Genomic DNA, 17,892 nt, shown 5'->3' with positions numbered 1-17,892 from the left:
GCTTGGAGCACAAGTGATTCAATGATTTAGCAACATTTGGATAAGGCACAACGAAAGTGTGATTACCGTCTCGGATCTGTCCTCTAAAAAWAATTCTTTCTGTTACGAATCCCGTCCAAGTTCATCAAGTGTAGATAAGTGATGTCTGTAGAGCACAGTGCAAACAGCCAAAAGAAAGTAATTGTCGGCATGTCTGGAGGGGTTGATTCCTCTGTTTCAGCCTATCTTCTCAAGCAACAGGGTTACCAAGTGGAAGGCCTGTTTATGAAAAACTGGGAAGAAGACGATAACGAAGAGTATTGTACTGCGGCAGAAGATTTAGCCGATGCTCAGGCTGTGTGTGACAAACTCGGCATTCCTCTGCATACCATTAACTTTGCCGCCGAATATTGGGACAACGTATTTGAGTACTTCCTTGCCGAATATAAAGCAGGCCGTACCCCTAACCCAGATATTCTGTGTAATAAAGAAATCAAATTCAAAGCCTTCTTAGAATTTGCCGATGAAGTGCTGGATGCAGATTACATCGCCATGGGTCACTATGTTCGTCGTACTTTCCCGCAAAATGGTGAAAAGCCACAAATGCTGCGTGGGTTGGACAACAATAAAGACCAGAGTTACTTCCTTTATACACTGAGCCATGAACAAGTTGCGCGTAGCCTATTCCCTGTCGGCGATCTCGAAAAACCAGAAGTACGCCGCATTGCGGAAGAACAAGGTTTAATCACGGCGAAAAAGAAAGATTCTACCGGCATCTGTTTTATCGGTGAGCGCAAATTTACTGACTTCTTATCTCGCTATTTGCCAGCCCAACCGGGTAAAATCGAAACCCCTGAAGGGAAAGTGATTGGCGAGCACCAAGGCTTGATGTACCACACACTCGGACAACGTAAAGGTCTGCACATTGGTGGTATGAAAGAGAGCAATGAACAGCCATGGTATGTGGCGGATAAAGATTTAAAACGCAATGTGCTAATTGCAGTACAAGGCGCGGATCATCCACTGCTCAAATCTCATGGCTTGGTCGCTGCGCAACTGCATTGGGTTGACCGCACTCTAATCACTGAACCTCTACGTTGCAGCGTGAAAACTCGTTATCGTCAAAGTGACATCGCTTGTACCATCATTCCACTCAGTGATGACCGAATTAAAGTGATGTTTGACGAGCAGCAAGTGGCTGTAACGCCAGGACAATCCGCCGTGTTTTATCAAGGTGAAATCTGCCTTGGTGGCGGCATCATTGAAGAGCGCATTTAGAGTCAATTTTTAGGAGATTTACGTGGCTAACGCAATTTACGACCGTACCATCGCTTTCGCTGGCATTTGTCAGGCTGTGGCACTTGTACAACAAGTTGCCAAAAATGGTTACTGTGATTCTGATGCGTTTGAAACTTCGCTCAAAGCCATTACGTGTACTAATCCAAGTAATACACTGGAAGTTTTCGGCCACGAAAGTCAGCTCAAGCTCGGTTTGGAGTGCTTGGTCAAAGGTATTGACAGCACTCCAACAGGCAGCGAAATCACTCGTTATCTGATTAGCCTAATGGCGCTTGAACGTAAGTTAAGTGGCCGCCGCGATGCCATGAGTCAACTTGGCGACCGCATTCAAATGATTGAGCGTCAGCTTGAACATTTTGACTTATTTGATGATCAAATGATCAGCAACCTCGCTAGTATCTACCTTGATGTGGTAAGCCCCATCGGCCCACGTATTCAAGTCACTGGCACACCATCCGTATTACAGCAAACCGCTAACCAACACAAAGTGCGCGCTCTACTCCTGTCAGGGATCCGCTGCGCCGTATTGTGGCGTCAGGTTGGTGGACGCCGTCGTCACCTGATTTTCGGTCGTAAAAAGATGATCGAACAGGCGCAAATTTTGTTAGCGCGAATCTAAGTGATGACAACCCACTCGAATTACTCACACCTTTAACTCAATATTCAGGAGAAGAACATGGAACTGTCAGCATTGACTGCTGTTTCACCGGTAGATGGCCGCTACGGAAGTAAAACGATTGCGTTACGCAGTATCTTCAGTGAGTTTGGTCTCCTAAAGTACCGCACTATCGTTGAAATTCGCTGGCTACAGAAGCTTGCCGCCACCGCTGAGATCGCAGAAGTGCCTGCATTCAGTGCCGAAGCGAATCAATTCCTTGATGCGATTGCCGCCAACTTCAATGAGGCGGATGCACTGCGTATCAAAGAAATTGAACGCACTACCAACCACGATGTAAAAGCCGTGGAATACTTCCTGAAAGAGAAAGTAGCGGCCATGCCTGAGCTGCATGCCGTCAACGAGTTCATTCACTTTGCTTGCACTTCCGAAGACATCAATAACACTTCACATGCGTTGATGCTCAAAGAAGCGCGTGACACGGTGATCCTGCCTGAAATTCGCAATGTGATTGACGCAATTCGCAAACTGGCCGAAGAGTACCGCGATATTCCGCTGCTTTCTCGTACTCACGGTCAGCCAGCCTCTCCGTCGACCATGGGTAAAGAGATGGCGAACGTGGCCTACCGCATGGAGCGCCAATACAAGCAGATCGCTAACGTAGAAATCCTCGCCAAAATCAACGGTGCAGTGGGTAACTACAACGCGCACCTTTCTGCTTACCCAACGGTAGATTGGCATAAATTCAGCGAAGAGTTCATCACTGAATCTTTGGGCGTAGACTGGAACCCATACACTACGCAAATCGAGCCGCATGATTACATTGCTGAGCTGTTTGAAGCGGTGGCACGTTTTAACACCATCTTGATCGACTTTGATCGTGATGTTTGGGGTTACATTGCTCTAGGTCACTTCAAACAAAGAACCATCGCAGGTGAAATTGGCTCTTCTACCATGCCGCACAAAGTGAACCCAATCGACTTTGAAAACTCAGAAGGTAACTTGGGTCTGGCGAACGCGGTATTTACCCATTTAGCACAAAAACTGCCAATCTCTCGTTGGCAACGTGACCTGACAGACTCAACCGTACTGCGCAACCTAGGTGTAGGTGTGGGTTATGCGATCATTGCCTACACTTCAACCCTGAAAGGCATAAGCAAACTGGAAGTGAACCGTGATGCGCTGCTCGCTGAACTGGATCACAACTGGGAAGTTCTGGCTGAACCAATCCAAACCGTCATGCGTCGCTACGGCATTGAAAAGCCATATGAGAAGCTGAAAGAGCTGACTCGTGGTAAGCGTGTTGATGGCGAAGCGATGCGTCAATTCATCGATGGTTTAGAGCTGCCAGCAGAAGAGAAAACTCGCCTGAAAGCCATGACGCCAGCTAGCTACATTGGCTATGCGATTGAGCTGACTGACAAACTATAATCTCAGCAGAGATACCAAATGACAAAGGGGAGCAACTGCTCCCCTTTTGCTTATACCCATCCTACTTGAAGCTGCGGCGGTGTTGGCGACATTCGTTCACCTCAGTCACATAGTCTGTCTATGCTCATGGGGATGAACTCACTTGCCGCCTACCTGCAACTCCAAGTCGTTTGGTTATATCTAGTTTGTTTAAACCAAGCAGTTTCACTCCTGCTTTTCAAAGAACAGTGTGATCCGACCGACTTCAAGACCCAATTTGCGAATTTTGGTTAAGTTGAACACCCGCTTGTCATCTTGCCGATATAACCAGTCATCAAAGTGCACTTGCATATCGCCGCTCTCGAGTTTTAACACGAAGTCATATTGCCATTGCAGAGCATTGCCGACTTCCTTGCCACGCGCGACTCCAACAATATCATCGGCTCGTCCTTCATATTCATTGTTAGCCGTTCGGTTAATCGTCCAGATCCGCTGATCGGTTTCCCCATCATCAAACACAAAATCTTCCACCAAAATCAACTGACCATTTTCAATTCGCCCTTCAATAACGACTTCAAAGCGACGAGTTTGCTTGTCGGTATAGTCTTGTACCATACCCCACGCATGAGTCGTGCCAACAAAGAAATTGAACAGTTCAAACTTGGGTGTTGCGGCCCGGTAGTCTTCAATATCAGCAGAACAACCCGTAAGCCAAACCAGTGTAAGCAGTAACCAAGCTTTCCAGCGTTTCATCGTCGATTCATTCCTATCAGTTGATTCCGTAAGGCTAAATACTCGGTTTGCGGCGAGAGCCATATGGAAAGAAAGGCATCGTTGAACGCTTCATCGTCAATCGTACCAATGCTGTACTGTAACTCATGATCATGCGCAAAGAAGAATTCACCGCTCTGCCCATCAGAGACATACACCAAGCGATCGCCCATCGCGACATCCGGTAACATTTGCTGCAATTGTGCCAACCAAGGCTGAGTTTGTGGCTCTTTAAATCCCAACTTGTGCCATTGGTCTTTGGTGGCATCGATTAACTGCTGGCGTTTAATGTCTCGCAGATAACGTATTTCCAACGCCATGGGATGCGGTGAAATGTCCTGCGATTCATGGTATTGGCCATCAGGCGCTCTGAGCTGTGAGGAGTAGATATCCAACCACAACCACGAGAGTGTCGCCTGCCCCACCACAGGCCACTCAGCCCATGTGCTGGTCGGCTTTTGTTCGGCTTGCGCCGCATTAGCGACGGCGGCGTAACCAAGTCCGCTCATCAGCAAAACGAATAGGGTTATAAGTGCTTTCTTCATGCCTCATTACCTTCAACAGCCACCAAGTGATACCTATCCATTCCAAAAAGAGTGCCAACATGACGATAAACGTTGGGTAATCCCAACTCACCGCACCGTTTTGGTACCCAACCCAATAACTTAAGCTACCCAACACACCACCTAGGAGACAGATCAAGAATCGGGGATAGCGATTCACCTGCGGCAGAAAATGGCCTGTATACCAAGTAAAAGCAAACCAGAGTGCCATTAACCAAAGCGGAAACTCGCCGTCGGCAAAGCTAAGTAGGCCGATCGCCATATTGCCGCTATCGAGTAAGATGCCAATAATTGCCATCCACACCATTTTTTCAAATAGCGGATGACGCTGGATGGCTGCCAATGCATAGGTCCCAATAACAAGCAAAGCGGTTAGCCATAGCCATTTTTGCTGACCAAACACCGCCAGAGCCCAAATTAGGTCAAACCATATGGAAACCCATACCAGTGCCATCATTAATCCCGTTCAAAGGTCATGTGCACGGTGCTGATGCTACGTGCCAAGAAACCACCTTCGCAGTAGCAGAAGTAATAACGCCACATGCGGATAAAGCGTTCGTCATAGCCTAGCTCACGCACTTTGGGCAGTTGCTGTTCAAAGCGCTCACGCCAGTGTTGCAAAGTGATCGCGTAATCAATGCCGATGTCGTGCAGATTGCGAACAACGAATCCCGTACGTTTTGTGGCAAGCTCAGTCAATACACTGACCGAAGGCAAAAAGCCGCCGGGGAAAATGTACTTCTGAATAAAATCCACGTTATTGCTGTAACTCTCATATCGTTGGTCGGTAATGGTAATGGCCTGCAACGCCATTTTTCCGCGGGGTTTGAGCAAAGCGTAGCAATGACTGAGAAACCTAGGTATGTAAGCCTTTCCCACCGCTTCTATCATTTCTATCGAGACTAGTTTGTCGTACTGCCCTTCTAGCAAACGGTAATCTTGCTGCAGGAGTGTAATTTGCTCACTCAAACCCAAAGCAGCAATTTTCTGCTTGGCATAGGCAAACTGTTCTTCAGAAATGGTGGTGGTTGTGACCCTACAGCCATAGTTTTGCGCTATGTAAATCGCCATTGCACCCCATCCAGTGCCGATTTCCAACACATGGTCAGTGGGTTTAAGCTGTAGCTGTTCACATAAACGTTGCATCTTCTGCTGCTGCGCTTGTTCAAGTGAGAGATCTGCTTGATTAAACAGCGCACTGGAATAAAGCATGCTGTCATCTAAAAACAGTTGGTACAGCTCATTACCCAGATCGTAGTGCTGATGAATATTATCTTTGGCTTGCTCTATGGTGTTGCGTTTGAGCCAATGAGTTACACGGTTCAACCATTTAGTGACCGGGTTACTTTGGCTCTCAAGCTTATCCAACGCCTCCAAATTGGCGGCCATCAACTGCATCAATGCCGTAAGGTTAGGGCTTTCCCACCAACCATCCATATAGGCTTCCGCAGCGGCAATACTGCCTCCTTTCAGAACACGGCTGTAAAAATCAGGATGCTTTACTTCGATCACCGCATGAATCGCATCGGCTTTATCACGGCCAAATTGCTCATGAGAAGTCTGAGTTTGGCTAGGAAAGTTTTCAATGACCGTCAAGTTACTTTCAAGATATTGCAAGGCTCGATGAATGACACTGCGGGCCCCTTTTTGCCAACTGGTCAAAGAGCGCGAAACTTCCATAGACGAGCTATTTAACATGAGGTTGCTCCTTATTATTGTTCTGAGTCCGGTCTGGGTGTGAATAAAACGGTGCGCCTTTGCGCCACAATTTAAATGCGTGCCAATAAATACCCAGTACCACTTTTACTGCCATGATGGGCGTTTTGATCAATCGAGGTAATAAATTACGTGCTGTGAATCGCTCCGCTTGCATCGAGAGCGTCGCATCAAATTCTTTGCCAGCACGATGACACTCAAGATGAATCATTAATGAGCGAGACAATGGTTTGATTCGCCAGTGATACATCTGCTCGATAGGATTGAACGGAGAAACATGAAACGCTTTCGCATGCTGCCACTCAATCGCAACTGCATCAGCAGATGTGGATGCATCCTGAGCAGGCACCGCGTAGTAATGACGCTCATTCCATGGCGTATTACTCACTTCTGCCAGCAGATAACGCCAATGATCTTGTGCATCATAAACATAGTAAAAATTGACTGGGCTAAAATAGATTCCGAGATAGCGCAGATGAATCAGAGCCACCACTCGCCCACTTTCGATTCTCTCTCCCGTCAGTTGCTCGACTTTATCAAGCACCGCTTGTTTGAGTGGGCCTTGACCGAGGTAATCTTCTCTACGAAAACGCGCCCAATGCCACCAGCGTTCGCCCAATCCCCAGATTTTATTCGCTAACTGCGGCCATTCATCTAAATCAATACAAGGCATAAACAGCGGATAGTTGAGTGCGTGTTCTACCGGCGTAAAACGACGATGGCGCACCTGCCCGACCATCAAACTGCTTCGCCACTCAGTGTTGCCATTGGACGCTGACATTAAGCAGCTCCTTGCTCACGATGCTGAGCATAGGTTTCCAACCGCGTGACAACATCAAGTGCGCTGCGCACACCATCTTCATGGAAACCGTTATGCCAATAAGCACCACAGAACCACGTATGGTTTACGCCACTGATCTGCGCTTTCGCCTGCTGCGCTTCAATTGCTGGCAGAGAAAAAACCGGATGATGATAGGTAAATCGACGCAGCACCTTGCTCGGGTCAATATCGTCGCTGCTATTGAGCGTGACACAGAAGGTCTGCGGCGCTTCAATATGCTGCAGAATATTCATGTTGTAAGTCAGCGAAGGCAAACGCGTTTCTTGATTGGCTTCCCCTTTCAACCAGTAATTCCACGAAGCCCATGCCGCTTTGCGTTTAGGTAGCAAACGAGTATCGGTATGCAGCACCACTTCATTAGCTTGATAAGCCAAAGCTGAAAGCAGTTGCTGCTCTTTAGCTGTCGGTTCGCTGAGCATGGCGAGCGCCTGATCACTATGACAGGCAAAAATCACTTCATCGAAGCGTTCTATTTTTCCATTGACCTGAATTTCGACACCGGCAGGTACACGATTCACCTGCGTTACAGCACTATTTAGGCGAATCCGGTCACGAAAGCCCTGCGTTAGAGGTTCAATATAGCTGCGTGAGCCACCGGGGATCACATACCACTGCGGACGATTGGTTACATCCAGTAGGCCGTGATTCCGGAAAAAGCGCGCAAAAAACATGAGTGGGAAGGCACGCATGTCCGCCAAAGACGAGGACCAAATCGCCGCTCCCATAGGCAGAATGTAGTTCTCACAAAAGTACTCGGAAAAGTGATGCTGGCTCAGGAATTCCCCCAAGGTCTGCTCACTCGCCAGTTCATTCTCCACACAGGCTTTGGTTAAGCGGTTAAAACGTAGGATCTCACTAATAAAGTGATAAAACTTCGGGTTCAACCAGTTACGCTTCTGTGCAAACAGCGTCGTCAATGTATGACCGTTATATTCCAACCCGTTAGCCTCATTGCGCACACTGAAACTCATCTCAGTTGGTCTACCTTTGACGCCAATTTCATCCATCATTTTAATGAAGTTGGGATAGGTTCTATCGTTGTAAACAATAAAACCGGTATCGATCGCATACTGCTTACCGTCCAATTCGACATCCACCGTCGCGGTGTGCCCACCAATGTAATCATTGGCTTCAAACAACGTAATATCGTGATAGCGATGCAAATAGTACCCACAAGTTAAGCCAGAAATGCCAGTGCCAATAATTGCAATCTTCATCGAAATATCCTTATTTAGCTTTCAACATACGCTGCACTAATCGGGTTTGCCACGCATAAGGCAAAGCCCCTAATAAGCGAATCAACCAAGTAAATCGTTTAGGGAAATAGAGCTGAGATACACCCCGTGCTAAGCCCGTTTTGATCTCCTGAGCAGCGCGCTCAACAGAGATGATCATGGGCATGGAAAAGGTATTGCGATCGGTCAGCGGGGTAGCCACAAAGCCAGGAAAAATGGTGGAGACTTCAATACCAAGAGGACGCCAGTCAAGTTGTAATGTACGAGCGAGATACGCCACAGCGGCCTTTGACGCGCCATATGCCTGCGCACGCGGCAAAGCTAATTCACTAGCAATCGACCCAACAATCGCTACTCGATGACCACGCGCCAAATGTGACTGTATGCCTTCAATCACCGCTGCAACACCCAACACATTAATGTTGAAAACACGTGCCATAACACTGATGTCCATCTTGCCGTGATTGATGTACTCACAATCCCCTGCATTCAGAATCCATAGCTCAGGCTGAAAAGGTAACTGACTTAATGCTGCTTTCGTTGCGGCGTGATCAGTCACATCAAAAGCAAGCGGGAAAATAGTGGCAAACTCTGCACTCAGTGCTTGCAATACTTGCTGGTTTCGCCCACAAGCGATCACTTGCCAACCGTCTTTCGCATAATCCAGTGCCAGCTGTTTGCCGATCCCTGAGGTAGCTCCGCTAATCAATACCGCCTTCATTGGCCTAGTCTCCGCTTAATCGTACGGATGATCTGACCGAGTAAAGGCAACTGCTCGTAAAGCATTTCTCCCATATCAAAGTAGTCTCGGTGATACACCACTTTGCCATTGGAAAAACGCAAATGGCTGACCCCTTTTACATCGACTTGCTCACCTTTCGCTAACTTGGGATGCCGTAAGTGCATGGTCCAAACCAGAAACGCCCCACCGTTGAGAGAGTGCTGCTCATGAACAGTAAATGTACATGCCTGTACATTTTCATAGAGATTCAAAAAGTACTGATAAAGTGCTGGCAGACCTTCAATACGGTGTGCGGCATCTTCAAACACCACATTCGGATGATATATTTCGACTAATCTATGCAGCTGGCTTTTGTCTAACGCTTGATAAAACTGCGCGACGTGTTGTACGTCCATAGTGACCATTCCCAATGTTATACAAAATTAATATTCGTACAATTCATGACAAACATAGTTGAGTTGACAAAGTTGTACAAGATTTTTTCTGTATAACTTTGACTTTTCATTGTTACGAAAGACTAAGCATAGAAGATCACAATTACCCAATAAGAAAAATGGGCAGGAAAGCTAACTAAGCATAATTTTTAGGCTTGAGAGCAAAGCTGTACGGTTATGGTTGAATGGTGCCTAAATACGGAATGGGGAAGGAAATAGAGACAAGAAAAAACCAGCCCGAAGGCTGGTTTTGAGAGATTACATATTACGCAGGGCTGCAATACGTTTGTCTAACGGCGGGTGAGTCATCATTAACTCTGACAATGAACGTTTACCGTTGATACCAAACGCCATCATCGAACCTTCAAGATGCGATTCTTGACCCATTTTCAAACGTTCCAACGCAGCAATCATTTTGTGTTTACCCACTAACTGCGCAGCGCCCGCATCGGCATAGAATTCACGGCGACGGCTATACCACATGGTGATAAAGCTCGCCAACACGCCAAATACCAGTTCCAATACCATGGAAACACCAAAGTAAACCATCATGTTGCTTCCTTCGCCCTCTTCCGAGTCACGTGACGCAACAATGTTAGCGATAAAACGCGACAAGAAAATGACGAAGGTATTCACAACACCTTGCATCAGCGTCATGGTGACCATATCACCATTTGCAATGTGGCTTACTTCATGCGCCAATACCGCTTCTGCTTCATCACGCGTCATGTTGTGCAGCAAACCTGTTGAAACAGCTACCAAAGAATCGTCACGCTTTGCCCCCGTCGCAAACGCGTTCATATCTGGCGCATCATAAATTGCCACCGTTGGCATACCGATACCCGCTTGATTCGCTTGGCGACGCACAGTTTCCAGCAGCCAGTGTTCCATTTCATTGCGCGGAGTATCAATCACTACCCCACCCACTGAACGCAATGCCATGCTTTTTGACATCAGCAGTGAAATGATCGCGCCACCAAAACCAAATACCGCCGCCATGACCAACAGGCCAGACAGACTACCCGGTTGCATACCAGTAACAGCATAAACAATATTTAAAACAACACTCAGCACCAGCACAACAGCAAGGTTGGTTGCTAAGAAGAGCATTACACGTTTCATTACTTCTCTCCGAAAGGAAACTAATATTCCTGTTACGAGTTCCGAACCATTCGATTCTCGCCTGTTCTTGTTCTACAACATATGTTCTTTCATTTAAAAAACAAGGTTAAGCGAGAAATTGCAACATTTAGTGTCTGGTAGACATACGCTATGGCTCTTACTTTGTACATCATAAGTCTATGATATACATGATGAATTACTCAATAGTACAACTCGCCTTTTTTTGTTGACGACCCGTAATAAAATTATTCGTTCCTTAGACTTTGGTCTTATTGAGATAGCAAGAGAGTACGACTACATTCCTAGGGTCAAAGGAATTACACCATAAACAAAGGAAAACACATGGCTGAAGCACATAGCTACCAAATGGCGATTGATTTACTTTGTTGTCATTTAGGCATTAGCGAGCAAGAAGCGCGCGCTCAACTCGGGTTGGAAGCAAAAGAGCAGACTCTTCAACAGAAGATTGTCGAAACTCAGCAATCCTTGATGGGCATGAGAGCAGAAAAATAACTCGATGCATACTAAAAAGGCTGCTCAGGATGAGCAGCCTTTTTGTTTTGTGGCTGTTTTTCACTACGCTACAGGCGCAGCTTCTAGCACATGTTCAAGATGGATGTATTTACCCAGCTCCTGACGCTTCGCGCTTGGCATATAGGGAATTTCACCCAACTTAGGTGCACCAATTCGCCCTTCAAGATGTTCGATGATCTCAGCATAATGTTCCGTACCAGGATTAATACGGTTGGCAACCCAGCCGACTAACTCAAGACCATCGGCACGAATGGCCTCTGCCGTCAAAATGGCGTGGCTCAAACAACCAAGTTTAATCCCAACCACTAAAATCACGGGTAAACGCTCTTGTTTTACCCAAGTGGATAAACAATCAGAATCCGAAGTGGGTACTCTCCAGCCACCCGCACCTTCAACAACCACTAACTCTGCGTTTTGTTTATGTTTTTCCAGCTTATTGCTCAGCAAAGCATAATCAATAGCCACATTTTCATGCTTGGCAGCAATGTGTGGTGAAGTAGGAAGTACCAGCGCATAAGGATTGACATCCTCATATGGCATATTGACTGTCGCCGCTTTCATCAGATGCAACGCATCAGAATTTCGGTAGCCAAACTCCGTTTTATCACTACCCGCCGCCACTGGCTTATAACCAATTGTGGCGATATTTTGTGCTGCTAGAGCCTGAAGAATCGCTTTTGATGCGACTGTTTTTCCAACGTCGGTATCCGTCCCTGCGATAAAAATAGCATTTCTCATCGGTGAATAACCCCTAAACAAACCTGATATGTGGCAGGCACAAGACCCTGTTGGTTACGAAATGATTGGTAGGCCAACTCAACTTTTGCCAACGTTCTACGGCTAATCAGTCCGGTTGAACGCCCACTGACATGATTGGCTCCGATCCCTTTTAGATCGCGCATCAGTGCGAAGGCCGTCTCATACCAAACTGTGATTGTCGCTAAGTCTAAGTGATGTTGCGCACATCCGGCTTGCGCTAACGCAATTTTTACCTGATTGATGGAAATGAACTGATTGATATGACGATGATGATCAACACTCCGCCAAGCTTCTTGTAGCTCGAATAAGGAGCCATCAAGCAAAGTCGAGACAAAGGCTTGACCATGTGGTTTGAGTACACGACGGATCTCGCCCAGCGGCAAAGATAAATCTTCACACCATTGCAGCGCTAAGCTAGAAAACACCAAATCGAAACTGGCTGGCATGAAAGGCAGTTGCTCGGCATCCGCTAACTGATAATTCATACCTTCATCGCCACAACGTTGCCTTGCTTGATCAAGCATGGCTAAGGAAATATCCGCGCACACCACCTGCGCACCACGTTCACGCAACAACGCAGAAAAATAGCCTGTTCCACAACCGAGATCGAGCACCAACAAGCCATCCATTCGACTCGGCATTTTATCGAGTAATCGCAATCCAACATCGCGTTGAAACGCAGCATGCTGATCATAGTGTGGCGCGGCTTTGCCAAAAGCTTGAGCAATGGCACTTTTGTCTTTCAGCTCGGTATAAAGTTCGCAAGCTGTCATACTCATGCGCATTCCTCCATCACTCTTTTTAACTGATCAGACAAGTTTCGTACTTGTTGCTTTGAATGTGCTGCTGTCAAAGTAATGCGTAGTCGCGCGCTACCGACTGGTACTGTCGGTGGGCGGATTGCACTGACCCAAATGCCTTGCTGTTTCAGCTGATAGGATGCCGCCATTGCCAGTTCACTGCCTCCTAATAGCCAAGGCTTGATTGGAGTTGAAGTCGACACATAGCCCGGTGTATCACTACACCATTCATCAAAACAGGCCATCAGCTCAGCCAGTTTTTCTCTGCGCCAAGACTGACTTTGGATCATACGCGCAGCATGAGTCAGAGCATGCGCTTGTGCCGGAGGTATCGCCGTTGAGTAGACATGGTGACGAGCAAACTGAGTCAGATAATCGCCGACTTGTGCATCACACAACACCGCAGCCCCAGCTAAACCAAAGGCTTTACCAAACGTGACGACGAGAATATCGGGATGAATACCTGCCGCTTGGCAGCTCCCCGCCCCATGCTCCTCAAGCACGCCAATGCCGTGCGCATCATCCACCATCAACCACGCCCGCTGTTGCACCGCAGCCGCGATTTGTACTAAAGGTGCGCAATCGCCATCCATACTAAACACTCCTTCCGTCACCACTAAGCTGTTGCTCTGCTCATTCAGTAATTGGCGAAGATGAACAGTATCATTGTGCTTAAAGCGTTTCATGGTTGCTGGGCTTAACATGCCCGCTTCCATCAAGGAGGCGTGATTCAGTTTATCTTGCAGCAGCAAGTCCTCTTTTTCGAGCAGAGTAAACAGCAGGGCTTGATTGGCACTAAAACCTGAACTGAACAAGATCGCCCGCTCATAGCCAAGCCAGTTACACAACTCATGCTCTAACTCAGCATGGGCGGAGCTAAAACCAGTCACCATCGGCGAAGCACCACTGCCTGCGCCAAAGCGCGCCAGACCTGTTTGCCAAGCCTGCACTAACTCAGCATCACTGGCCAAACCAAGGTAATCGTTGCTTGAGAAATTCAGGTAAGTACGATCTTGCTGAATCAGTTCACCTTGTGCGCTTCGCTCTAAAAGCTGAAGACGGCGAGTCAGCCCTGAATTTTCACGCTCATTCAGGGCTTGTTCAATCCGCGACTTAAAGTGCGGCATCATAGAATAAATCGTTGGCTGTTGGACGCGCTGCTACGCGTTCAACGACACGATCCAGCAGTTCATTTTCCGTGATTTCATCGGGCTTTTGCGCAACTTGTTCACGGTTAATACCCAGTTTTTTAAACAACAGCATATCGCTGTCTTCCGCAGGGTTTGGTGTGGTCAATAGTTTACAGCCGTAGAAAATCGAGTTGGCTCCAGCCATAAAGCACAGTGCCTGCATCTGCTCATTCATCTTCTCGCGTCCGGCTGAAAGGCGAACCGCGGATTTCGGCATCATAATGCGCGCCACTGCAATCAAGCGAACAAAATCAAAGGGTTCAACATCATCCACTTGTTCCAGTGGCGTACCTTTCACTTTTACCAGCATGTTGATCGGCACACTTTCAGGATGAGTAGACAAGTTCGCCAGCTCAACCAATAAACCAGCGCGGTCATTGGTGCTTTCGCCCATGCCGATAATGCCACCCGAGCAGATCTTCATCCCGGCATCACGTACGTGTGACAAGGTATCTAAGCGGTCTTGGTATGTTCGTGTGGTGATGATGTTGCCGTAGTATTCGGGGGAAGTATCAAGGTTGTGGTTGTAATAATCTAGCCCAGCTTCCGCCAATTGCTGTGCTTGATCTGGCGTCAACATACCCAGCGTCATGCAAGTTTCTAGCCCCATATCCTTCACGCCGCGGATCATCTCTTTGAGCAGTGGCATATCACGCTCTTTCGGGTTCTTCCACGCAGCGCCCATACAGAAACGGGTCGAGCCTGAAGTTTTGGCTTTTTGCGCGGCATCCAACACGCGCTCGACTTCCATCAAACGCTCTTTATCTACATCCGTGCGGTAATGAGCACTTTGTGGACAGTATTTGCAATCTTCCGGGCAGGCACCGGTTTTGATCGACAGCAGTGTGCTGACCTGCACATGGTTGTGCGGATGATGAAGACGATGTACCTGCTGCGCTTCAAACAGCAGATCCATAAAAGGTTTATCCAGTAACGCTTTGACCTCAGCGACCGTCCAGTTATGACGAACTTCCACGTGTAATCCTTATTGGGGTTATTGGTTTTATGCTTGGCTAGTCTACTGACAGGCGTTAGACTGTCAACAACAAGAAAATCACAAGGTTTACATGTGATTGTTAATTAATCTTCTGTTGATTTTGGAATGATGATGGATTTAGCCTTCGACCGTTGCCACATCTGGCATCCCTACACTTCGACCCTGACACCTCTGACCTGTTACCCCGTGAGTCGAGCCGATGGCGTAATGATCACTCTTGAGGATGGACGCAACTTAGTGGACGGCATGTCCTCTTGGTGGGCGGCGATCCACGGTTACAATCACCCCACACTTAACCAAGCGGCACATCAGCAAATCGAGCAGATGTCACACATCATGTTTGGTGGGTTAACTCATCGACCAGCGATTGAGCTTTGCCAAAAGCTGCTCAAGCTCACGCCCAATAATTTAGAGCAAGTGTTTCTCGCCGATTCAGGTTCAGTCGCCGTAGAAGTGAGCCTGAAAATGGCGTTGCAGTATTGGCACAGCAAAGGTCAGCCAAGAGCAAAGTTTCTCACCCTACGCCACGGCTATCACGGCGATACCTTTGCGGCGATGTCAGTGACCGACCCGGATAACTCCATGCACAGCCTGTACAAGGGTTTTCTGCCAGAGCATATTTTTGCCAACTCGCCTGAAGGTGGTTTTTTTGATGAGTGGGATGAGCGTGATATTGCCGATTTTCGTCACAAACTGACTGAACATCACCACCAGATTGCCGCAGTAATCCTTGAGCCTATAGTGCAAGGGGCTGGCGGTATGCGTATCTATCACCCCGAGTTTTTACGCCAAGTGCGCGCCTTGTGTGATGAATTTGGCGTGCTGCTGATTTTGGATGAGATTGCGACCGGTTTTGGCCGTACGGGTAAAACCTTTGCTTGTGAACATGCGGGAATTCAACCAGATATTCTCTGTGTGGGTAAAGCGCTGACTGGCGGATACATGACTCTGTCAGCGACGCTCACCACTAAGCAAGTGGCCGATACTGTGTGTGCGGGAGAAGCAGGCTGCTTTATGCATGGCCCAACTTTCATGGGCAACCCGCTGGCTTGCGCGGTGGCAAGCGCGAGTTTGTCTCTGATTGAGCAAGGTGATTGGCAACAGCAAGTCGCGAATATTGAAGCATTTTTTGCCGGACATCTGCCTAAACTCAACGATTCGCCACTGGTGAAACAGACTCGTTGGCTAGGCGCGATTGGTGTGGTGGAGACTCATCTCCCAGTCAATATGGAAGTGATTCAGGCTCTCTTTGTGGAGCATGGCGTTTGGATCCGCCCCTTTGGTCGACTGATTTACCTGATGCCACCGTATATTAGTCAACCTGAACATCTGCAAAAATTAGTGGATGCGATTGCAGCCGCATTAAACCAGCCAGACTGTTTTAAGCAATAAGCTAGGCGCTGAGCAATAAATTTCAAGCACAAAAAAGCCGACATCACGTCGGCTTTTTTCGTTCTTATACGCTTTGGGCGCAAATTTTCCCTTTATGGGAAACAGGATTAACCGATATGGGTTAAACCGCCCATGTACTTTTGCAGTACCGCAGGAATCGCAATGCGGCCATCGGCTTCTTGGTAGTTTTCCAAAATCGCGACCATGGTACGACCAACCGCCAGACCAGAGCCGTTCAGCGTGTGCACCAACTCAGGCTTCTTCTCACCTTTACGGCGGAAACGTGCTTGCATACGACGCGCTTGGAAATCCCACATGTTTGAACAAGAAGAGATTTCACGGTACGTCTTCTGCGCTGGAACCCAAACTTCCAAGTCGTAAGTTTTGCAAGAGCCAAAGCCCATGTCACCAGTACACAGAATCATTTTACGGTAAGGCAGCTCCAGCAGTTGCAGAACTTTTTCTGCATGGCCAGTCAGCTCTTCCAATGCCGCCATTGAATCTTCAGGACGAGTGATTTGTACCAGTTCCACTTTATCAAACTGGTGCATACGGATCAGACCACGAGTATCACGACCGTAAGAACCTGCTTCAGAACGGAAACATGGCGTGTGTGCTGTCATTTTCAGAGGCAGCTCAGCTTCATCCAAAATAGTGTCACGCACTAAGTTAGTCACTGGCACTTCCGCAGTTGGGATCAGTGACAGACGGCGTGGCTCTTCGTCACTGGCTTTCTCAGTCAGAGGCTCAGTGTGGAATAGATCTTGACCGAATTTCGGTAGTTGGCCCGTACCGAACAGCGTTTCCGCGTTCACTAGATAAGGCACATACAGCTCAGTGTAGCCGTGTTGATCGGTGTGCAGATCCAACATGAACTGTGCGATAGCACGGTGCAGGCGAGCAAATTGACCTTTCATCACCACAAAACGCGCGCCCGTGATCTTGGTTGCGCTAGCGAAATCCAGACCGTCGCCCATTTCACCCAAATCCACATGATCTTTCACTTCAAAATCATAAGTTTTTGGTGTTCCCCAACGAGAAACTTCTACGTTTTCGCTGTCGTCTTTACCGTTTGGCACTGCATCGTCTGGAATGTTAGGTACGGTTTGGGTGATCGCATCCAACTGCGCCATGACCGCATCCAATTCAACTTTTTTCGCATCCAGATCATCACCCAAGGTGCCGATTTGTTGCTTAACCGCTTCTGCGCCCGCTTTGTCGCCAGACGCCATCAGTTGACCGATTTGCTTGGAGATGGAGTTACGCGTGGATTGTAAATTCTCAACTTCTACTTGAATGGACTTACGTTGTTCTTCAAGAGTACGGATAGTCTCCACGTCGAGTTTAAAACCGCGACGTGCCAATTTTGCAGCTGTTTCGTCCAGCTCAGTACGAAGTAATTTAGAATCCAGCATTGCTAATCCTATGCTTTAAGAGTTGCGAGAAAGCGCGTGTGCTTCCTTTTTAGCCAAAGCCACGCGTATTGAAATTT

Annotated in this window: 19 protein-coding genes; 5 read left to right on the top strand and 14 right to left on the bottom strand. The window is 47.7% G+C overall.

Features of this window, described 5'->3' with window-relative positions; translation table 11 throughout:
* Positions 1–141: 141 nt before the first annotated feature.
* From mnmA to purB, 3 genes are read left to right on the top strand one after another with little or no spacing between them, the layout of a single operon-like run.
* Positions 142–1,257: a tRNA 2-thiouridine(34) synthase MnmA gene (gene mnmA, locus D908_RS00235; protein WP_005527909.1), complete on the top strand. Its 1,116-nt coding sequence runs from the start codon at positions 142–144 to the stop codon at positions 1,255–1,257.
* A gap of 22 nt (positions 1,258–1,279) precedes the next feature.
* Entirely contained in the window at positions 1,280–1,897 is a 618-nt protein-coding gene (hflD, locus tag D908_RS00240) for a high frequency lysogenization protein HflD (RefSeq protein ID WP_001262242.1), read from the top strand.
* A 57-nt stretch (positions 1,898–1,954) separates the two neighbouring features.
* On the top strand, positions 1,955–3,325 hold the full coding sequence (gene purB / locus D908_RS00245) for an adenylosuccinate lyase (protein ID WP_000423490.1): 1,371 nt from the start codon (positions 1,955–1,957) through the stop codon (positions 3,323–3,325).
* 204 nt (positions 3,326–3,529) lie between these two features.
* On the opposite strand, the gene D908_RS00250 is transcribed toward purB, so the two are convergent.
* The 9 genes from D908_RS00250 to htpX form a co-directional block, all read right to left on the bottom strand.
* Complete coding sequence (locus D908_RS00250; RefSeq protein ID WP_005527907.1) at positions 3,530–4,057, bottom strand: DUF3833 domain-containing protein; 528 nt, start codon at positions 4,055–4,057, stop codon at positions 3,530–3,532.
* On the bottom strand, positions 4,054–4,590 hold the full coding sequence (locus D908_RS00255; RefSeq protein WP_172462042.1) for a chalcone isomerase family protein: 537 nt from the start codon (positions 4,588–4,590) through the stop codon (positions 4,054–4,056). Before D908_RS00255 ends, D908_RS00250 begins: the two co-directional genes overlap by 4 nt.
* A complete protein-coding gene (locus tag D908_RS00260; RefSeq protein ID WP_032467786.1) occupies positions 4,553–5,092 on the bottom strand; it encodes a DUF2878 domain-containing protein in 540 nt (179 codons plus the stop codon). Before D908_RS00260 ends, D908_RS00255 begins: the two co-directional genes overlap by 38 nt.
* Before the next feature lie 2 nt (positions 5,093–5,094).
* Positions 5,095–6,336, bottom strand: coding sequence for an SAM-dependent methyltransferase (locus D908_RS00265; protein ID WP_005527901.1), 1,242 nt, complete (start codon positions 6,334–6,336; stop codon positions 5,095–5,097).
* Positions 6,326–7,135, bottom strand: coding sequence for a DUF1365 domain-containing protein (locus D908_RS00270; RefSeq protein WP_005527899.1), 810 nt, complete (start codon positions 7,133–7,135; stop codon positions 6,326–6,328). Before D908_RS00270 ends, D908_RS00265 begins: the two co-directional genes overlap by 11 nt.
* Positions 7,135–8,412 carry an NAD(P)/FAD-dependent oxidoreductase gene (locus D908_RS00275; RefSeq protein ID WP_005527897.1) on the bottom strand — a complete coding sequence of 426 codons (1,278 nt, stop codon included), beginning with the start codon at positions 8,410–8,412 and terminating at the stop codon, positions 7,135–7,137. Before D908_RS00275 ends, D908_RS00270 begins: the two co-directional genes overlap by 1 nt.
* Positions 8,413–8,422: 10 nt before the next feature.
* Positions 8,423–9,151 carry an SDR family oxidoreductase gene (locus D908_RS00280; RefSeq protein ID WP_005527895.1) on the bottom strand — a complete coding sequence of 243 codons (729 nt, stop codon included), beginning with the start codon at positions 9,149–9,151 and terminating at the stop codon, positions 8,423–8,425.
* Positions 9,148–9,567 carry a nuclear transport factor 2 family protein gene (locus D908_RS00285; protein ID WP_000383056.1) on the bottom strand — a complete coding sequence of 140 codons (420 nt, stop codon included), beginning with the start codon at positions 9,565–9,567 and terminating at the stop codon, positions 9,148–9,150. Before D908_RS00285 ends, D908_RS00280 begins: the two co-directional genes overlap by 4 nt.
* A gap of 297 nt (positions 9,568–9,864) precedes the next feature.
* Complete coding sequence (gene htpX, locus D908_RS00290) at positions 9,865–10,728, bottom strand: protease HtpX (RefSeq protein WP_000832600.1); 864 nt, start codon at positions 10,726–10,728, stop codon at positions 9,865–9,867.
* A 342-nt stretch (positions 10,729–11,070) separates the two neighbouring features.
* On the opposite strand from htpX, the gene D908_RS00295 reads away from it, so the two are divergent.
* Positions 11,071–11,241, top strand: coding sequence for a hypothetical protein (locus tag D908_RS00295; protein ID WP_000796529.1), 171 nt, complete (start codon positions 11,071–11,073; stop codon positions 11,239–11,241).
* Positions 11,242–11,304: 63 nt separating this feature from the next.
* Here D908_RS00295 and bioD read toward each other — a convergent pair whose 3' ends face one another.
* The 4 genes from bioD to bioB are packed head-to-tail and all read right to left on the bottom strand — an operon-like array spanning position 11,305 to position 14,987.
* Positions 11,305–12,000 carry a dethiobiotin synthase gene (gene bioD, locus D908_RS00300; RefSeq protein WP_005527893.1) on the bottom strand — a complete coding sequence of 232 codons (696 nt, stop codon included), beginning with the start codon at positions 11,998–12,000 and terminating at the stop codon, positions 11,305–11,307.
* Entirely contained in the window at positions 11,997–12,800 is an 804-nt protein-coding gene (bioC, locus tag D908_RS00305) for a malonyl-ACP O-methyltransferase BioC (RefSeq protein ID WP_005527890.1), read from the bottom strand. Before bioC ends, bioD begins: the two co-directional genes overlap by 4 nt.
* Entirely contained in the window at positions 12,797–13,951 is a 1,155-nt protein-coding gene (gene bioF / locus D908_RS00310; RefSeq protein WP_005527888.1) for an 8-amino-7-oxononanoate synthase, read from the bottom strand. Before bioF ends, bioC begins: the two co-directional genes overlap by 4 nt.
* Positions 13,935–14,987 (bottom strand): biotin synthase BioB, encoded by a 1,053-nt coding sequence (bioB, locus tag D908_RS00315; protein ID WP_000453793.1) that lies wholly within the window; start codon positions 14,985–14,987, stop codon positions 13,935–13,937. Before bioB ends, bioF begins: the two co-directional genes overlap by 17 nt.
* A gap of 132 nt (positions 14,988–15,119) precedes the next feature.
* On the opposite strand from bioB, the gene bioA reads away from it, so the two are divergent.
* Complete coding sequence (gene bioA, locus D908_RS00320; protein ID WP_005527886.1) at positions 15,120–16,400, top strand: adenosylmethionine--8-amino-7-oxononanoate transaminase; 1,281 nt, start codon at positions 15,120–15,122, stop codon at positions 16,398–16,400.
* Positions 16,401–16,507: 107 nt separating this feature from the next.
* Here bioA and serS read toward each other — a convergent pair whose 3' ends face one another.
* Positions 16,508–17,815, bottom strand: a complete 1,308-nt coding sequence (gene serS, locus D908_RS00325; RefSeq protein WP_005527884.1) for a serine--tRNA ligase — start codon at positions 17,813–17,815, stop codon at positions 16,508–16,510.
* Between the last annotated feature and the right edge of the window lie 77 nt (positions 17,816–17,892).

Source organism: Vibrio mimicus CAIM 602 (genome assembly GCF_000338875.1).
In the GTDB taxonomy this organism is placed as follows: domain Bacteria; phylum Pseudomonadota; class Gammaproteobacteria; order Enterobacterales; family Vibrionaceae; genus Vibrio; species Vibrio mimicus.
This window is presented reverse-complemented; position numbering and strand designations above follow the sequence as displayed.

Coding starts and splice junctions, on each gene's coding strand:
- mnmA (WP_005527909.1), top strand. CDS start 142: ATGTCTGTAGAGCACAGTGCAAACAGCCAAAAGAAAGTAATTGTCGGC.
- purB (WP_000423490.1), top strand. CDS start 1,955: ATGGAACTGTCAGCATTGACTGCTGTTTCACCGGTAGATGGCCGCTAC.
- D908_RS00250 (WP_005527907.1), bottom strand. CDS start 4,057: ATGAAACGCTGGAAAGCTTGGTTACTGCTTACACTGGTTTGGCTTACG.
- D908_RS00260 (WP_032467786.1), bottom strand. CDS start 5,092: ATGGCACTGGTATGGGTTTCCATATGGTTTGACCTAATTTGGGCTCTG.
- D908_RS00265 (WP_005527901.1), bottom strand. CDS start 6,336: ATGTTAAATAGCTCGTCTATGGAAGTTTCGCGCTCTTTGACCAGTTGG.
- D908_RS00270 (WP_005527899.1), bottom strand. CDS start 7,135: ATGTCAGCGTCCAATGGCAACACTGAGTGGCGAAGCAGTTTGATGGTC.
- D908_RS00275 (WP_005527897.1), bottom strand. CDS start 8,412: ATGAAGATTGCAATTATTGGCACTGGCATTTCTGGCTTAACTTGTGGG.
- D908_RS00280 (WP_005527895.1), bottom strand. CDS start 9,151: ATGAAGGCGGTATTGATTAGCGGAGCTACCTCAGGGATCGGCAAACAG.
- D908_RS00285 (WP_000383056.1), bottom strand. CDS start 9,567: ATGGACGTACAACACGTCGCGCAGTTTTATCAAGCGTTAGACAAAAGC.
- htpX (WP_000832600.1), bottom strand. CDS start 10,728: ATGAAACGTGTAATGCTCTTCTTAGCAACCAACCTTGCTGTTGTGCTG.
- D908_RS00295 (WP_000796529.1), top strand. CDS start 11,071: ATGGCTGAAGCACATAGCTACCAAATGGCGATTGATTTACTTTGTTGT.
- bioD (WP_005527893.1), bottom strand. CDS start 12,000: ATGAGAAATGCTATTTTTATCGCAGGGACGGATACCGACGTTGGAAAA.
- bioC (WP_005527890.1), bottom strand. CDS start 12,800: ATGAGTATGACAGCTTGCGAACTTTATACCGAGCTGAAAGACAAAAGT.
- bioF (WP_005527888.1), bottom strand. CDS start 13,951: ATGATGCCGCACTTTAAGTCGCGGATTGAACAAGCCCTGAATGAGCGT.
- bioA (WP_005527886.1), top strand. CDS start 15,120: ATGGATTTAGCCTTCGACCGTTGCCACATCTGGCATCCCTACACTTCG.
- serS (WP_005527884.1), bottom strand. CDS start 17,815: ATGCTGGATTCTAAATTACTTCGTACTGAGCTGGACGAAACAGCTGCA.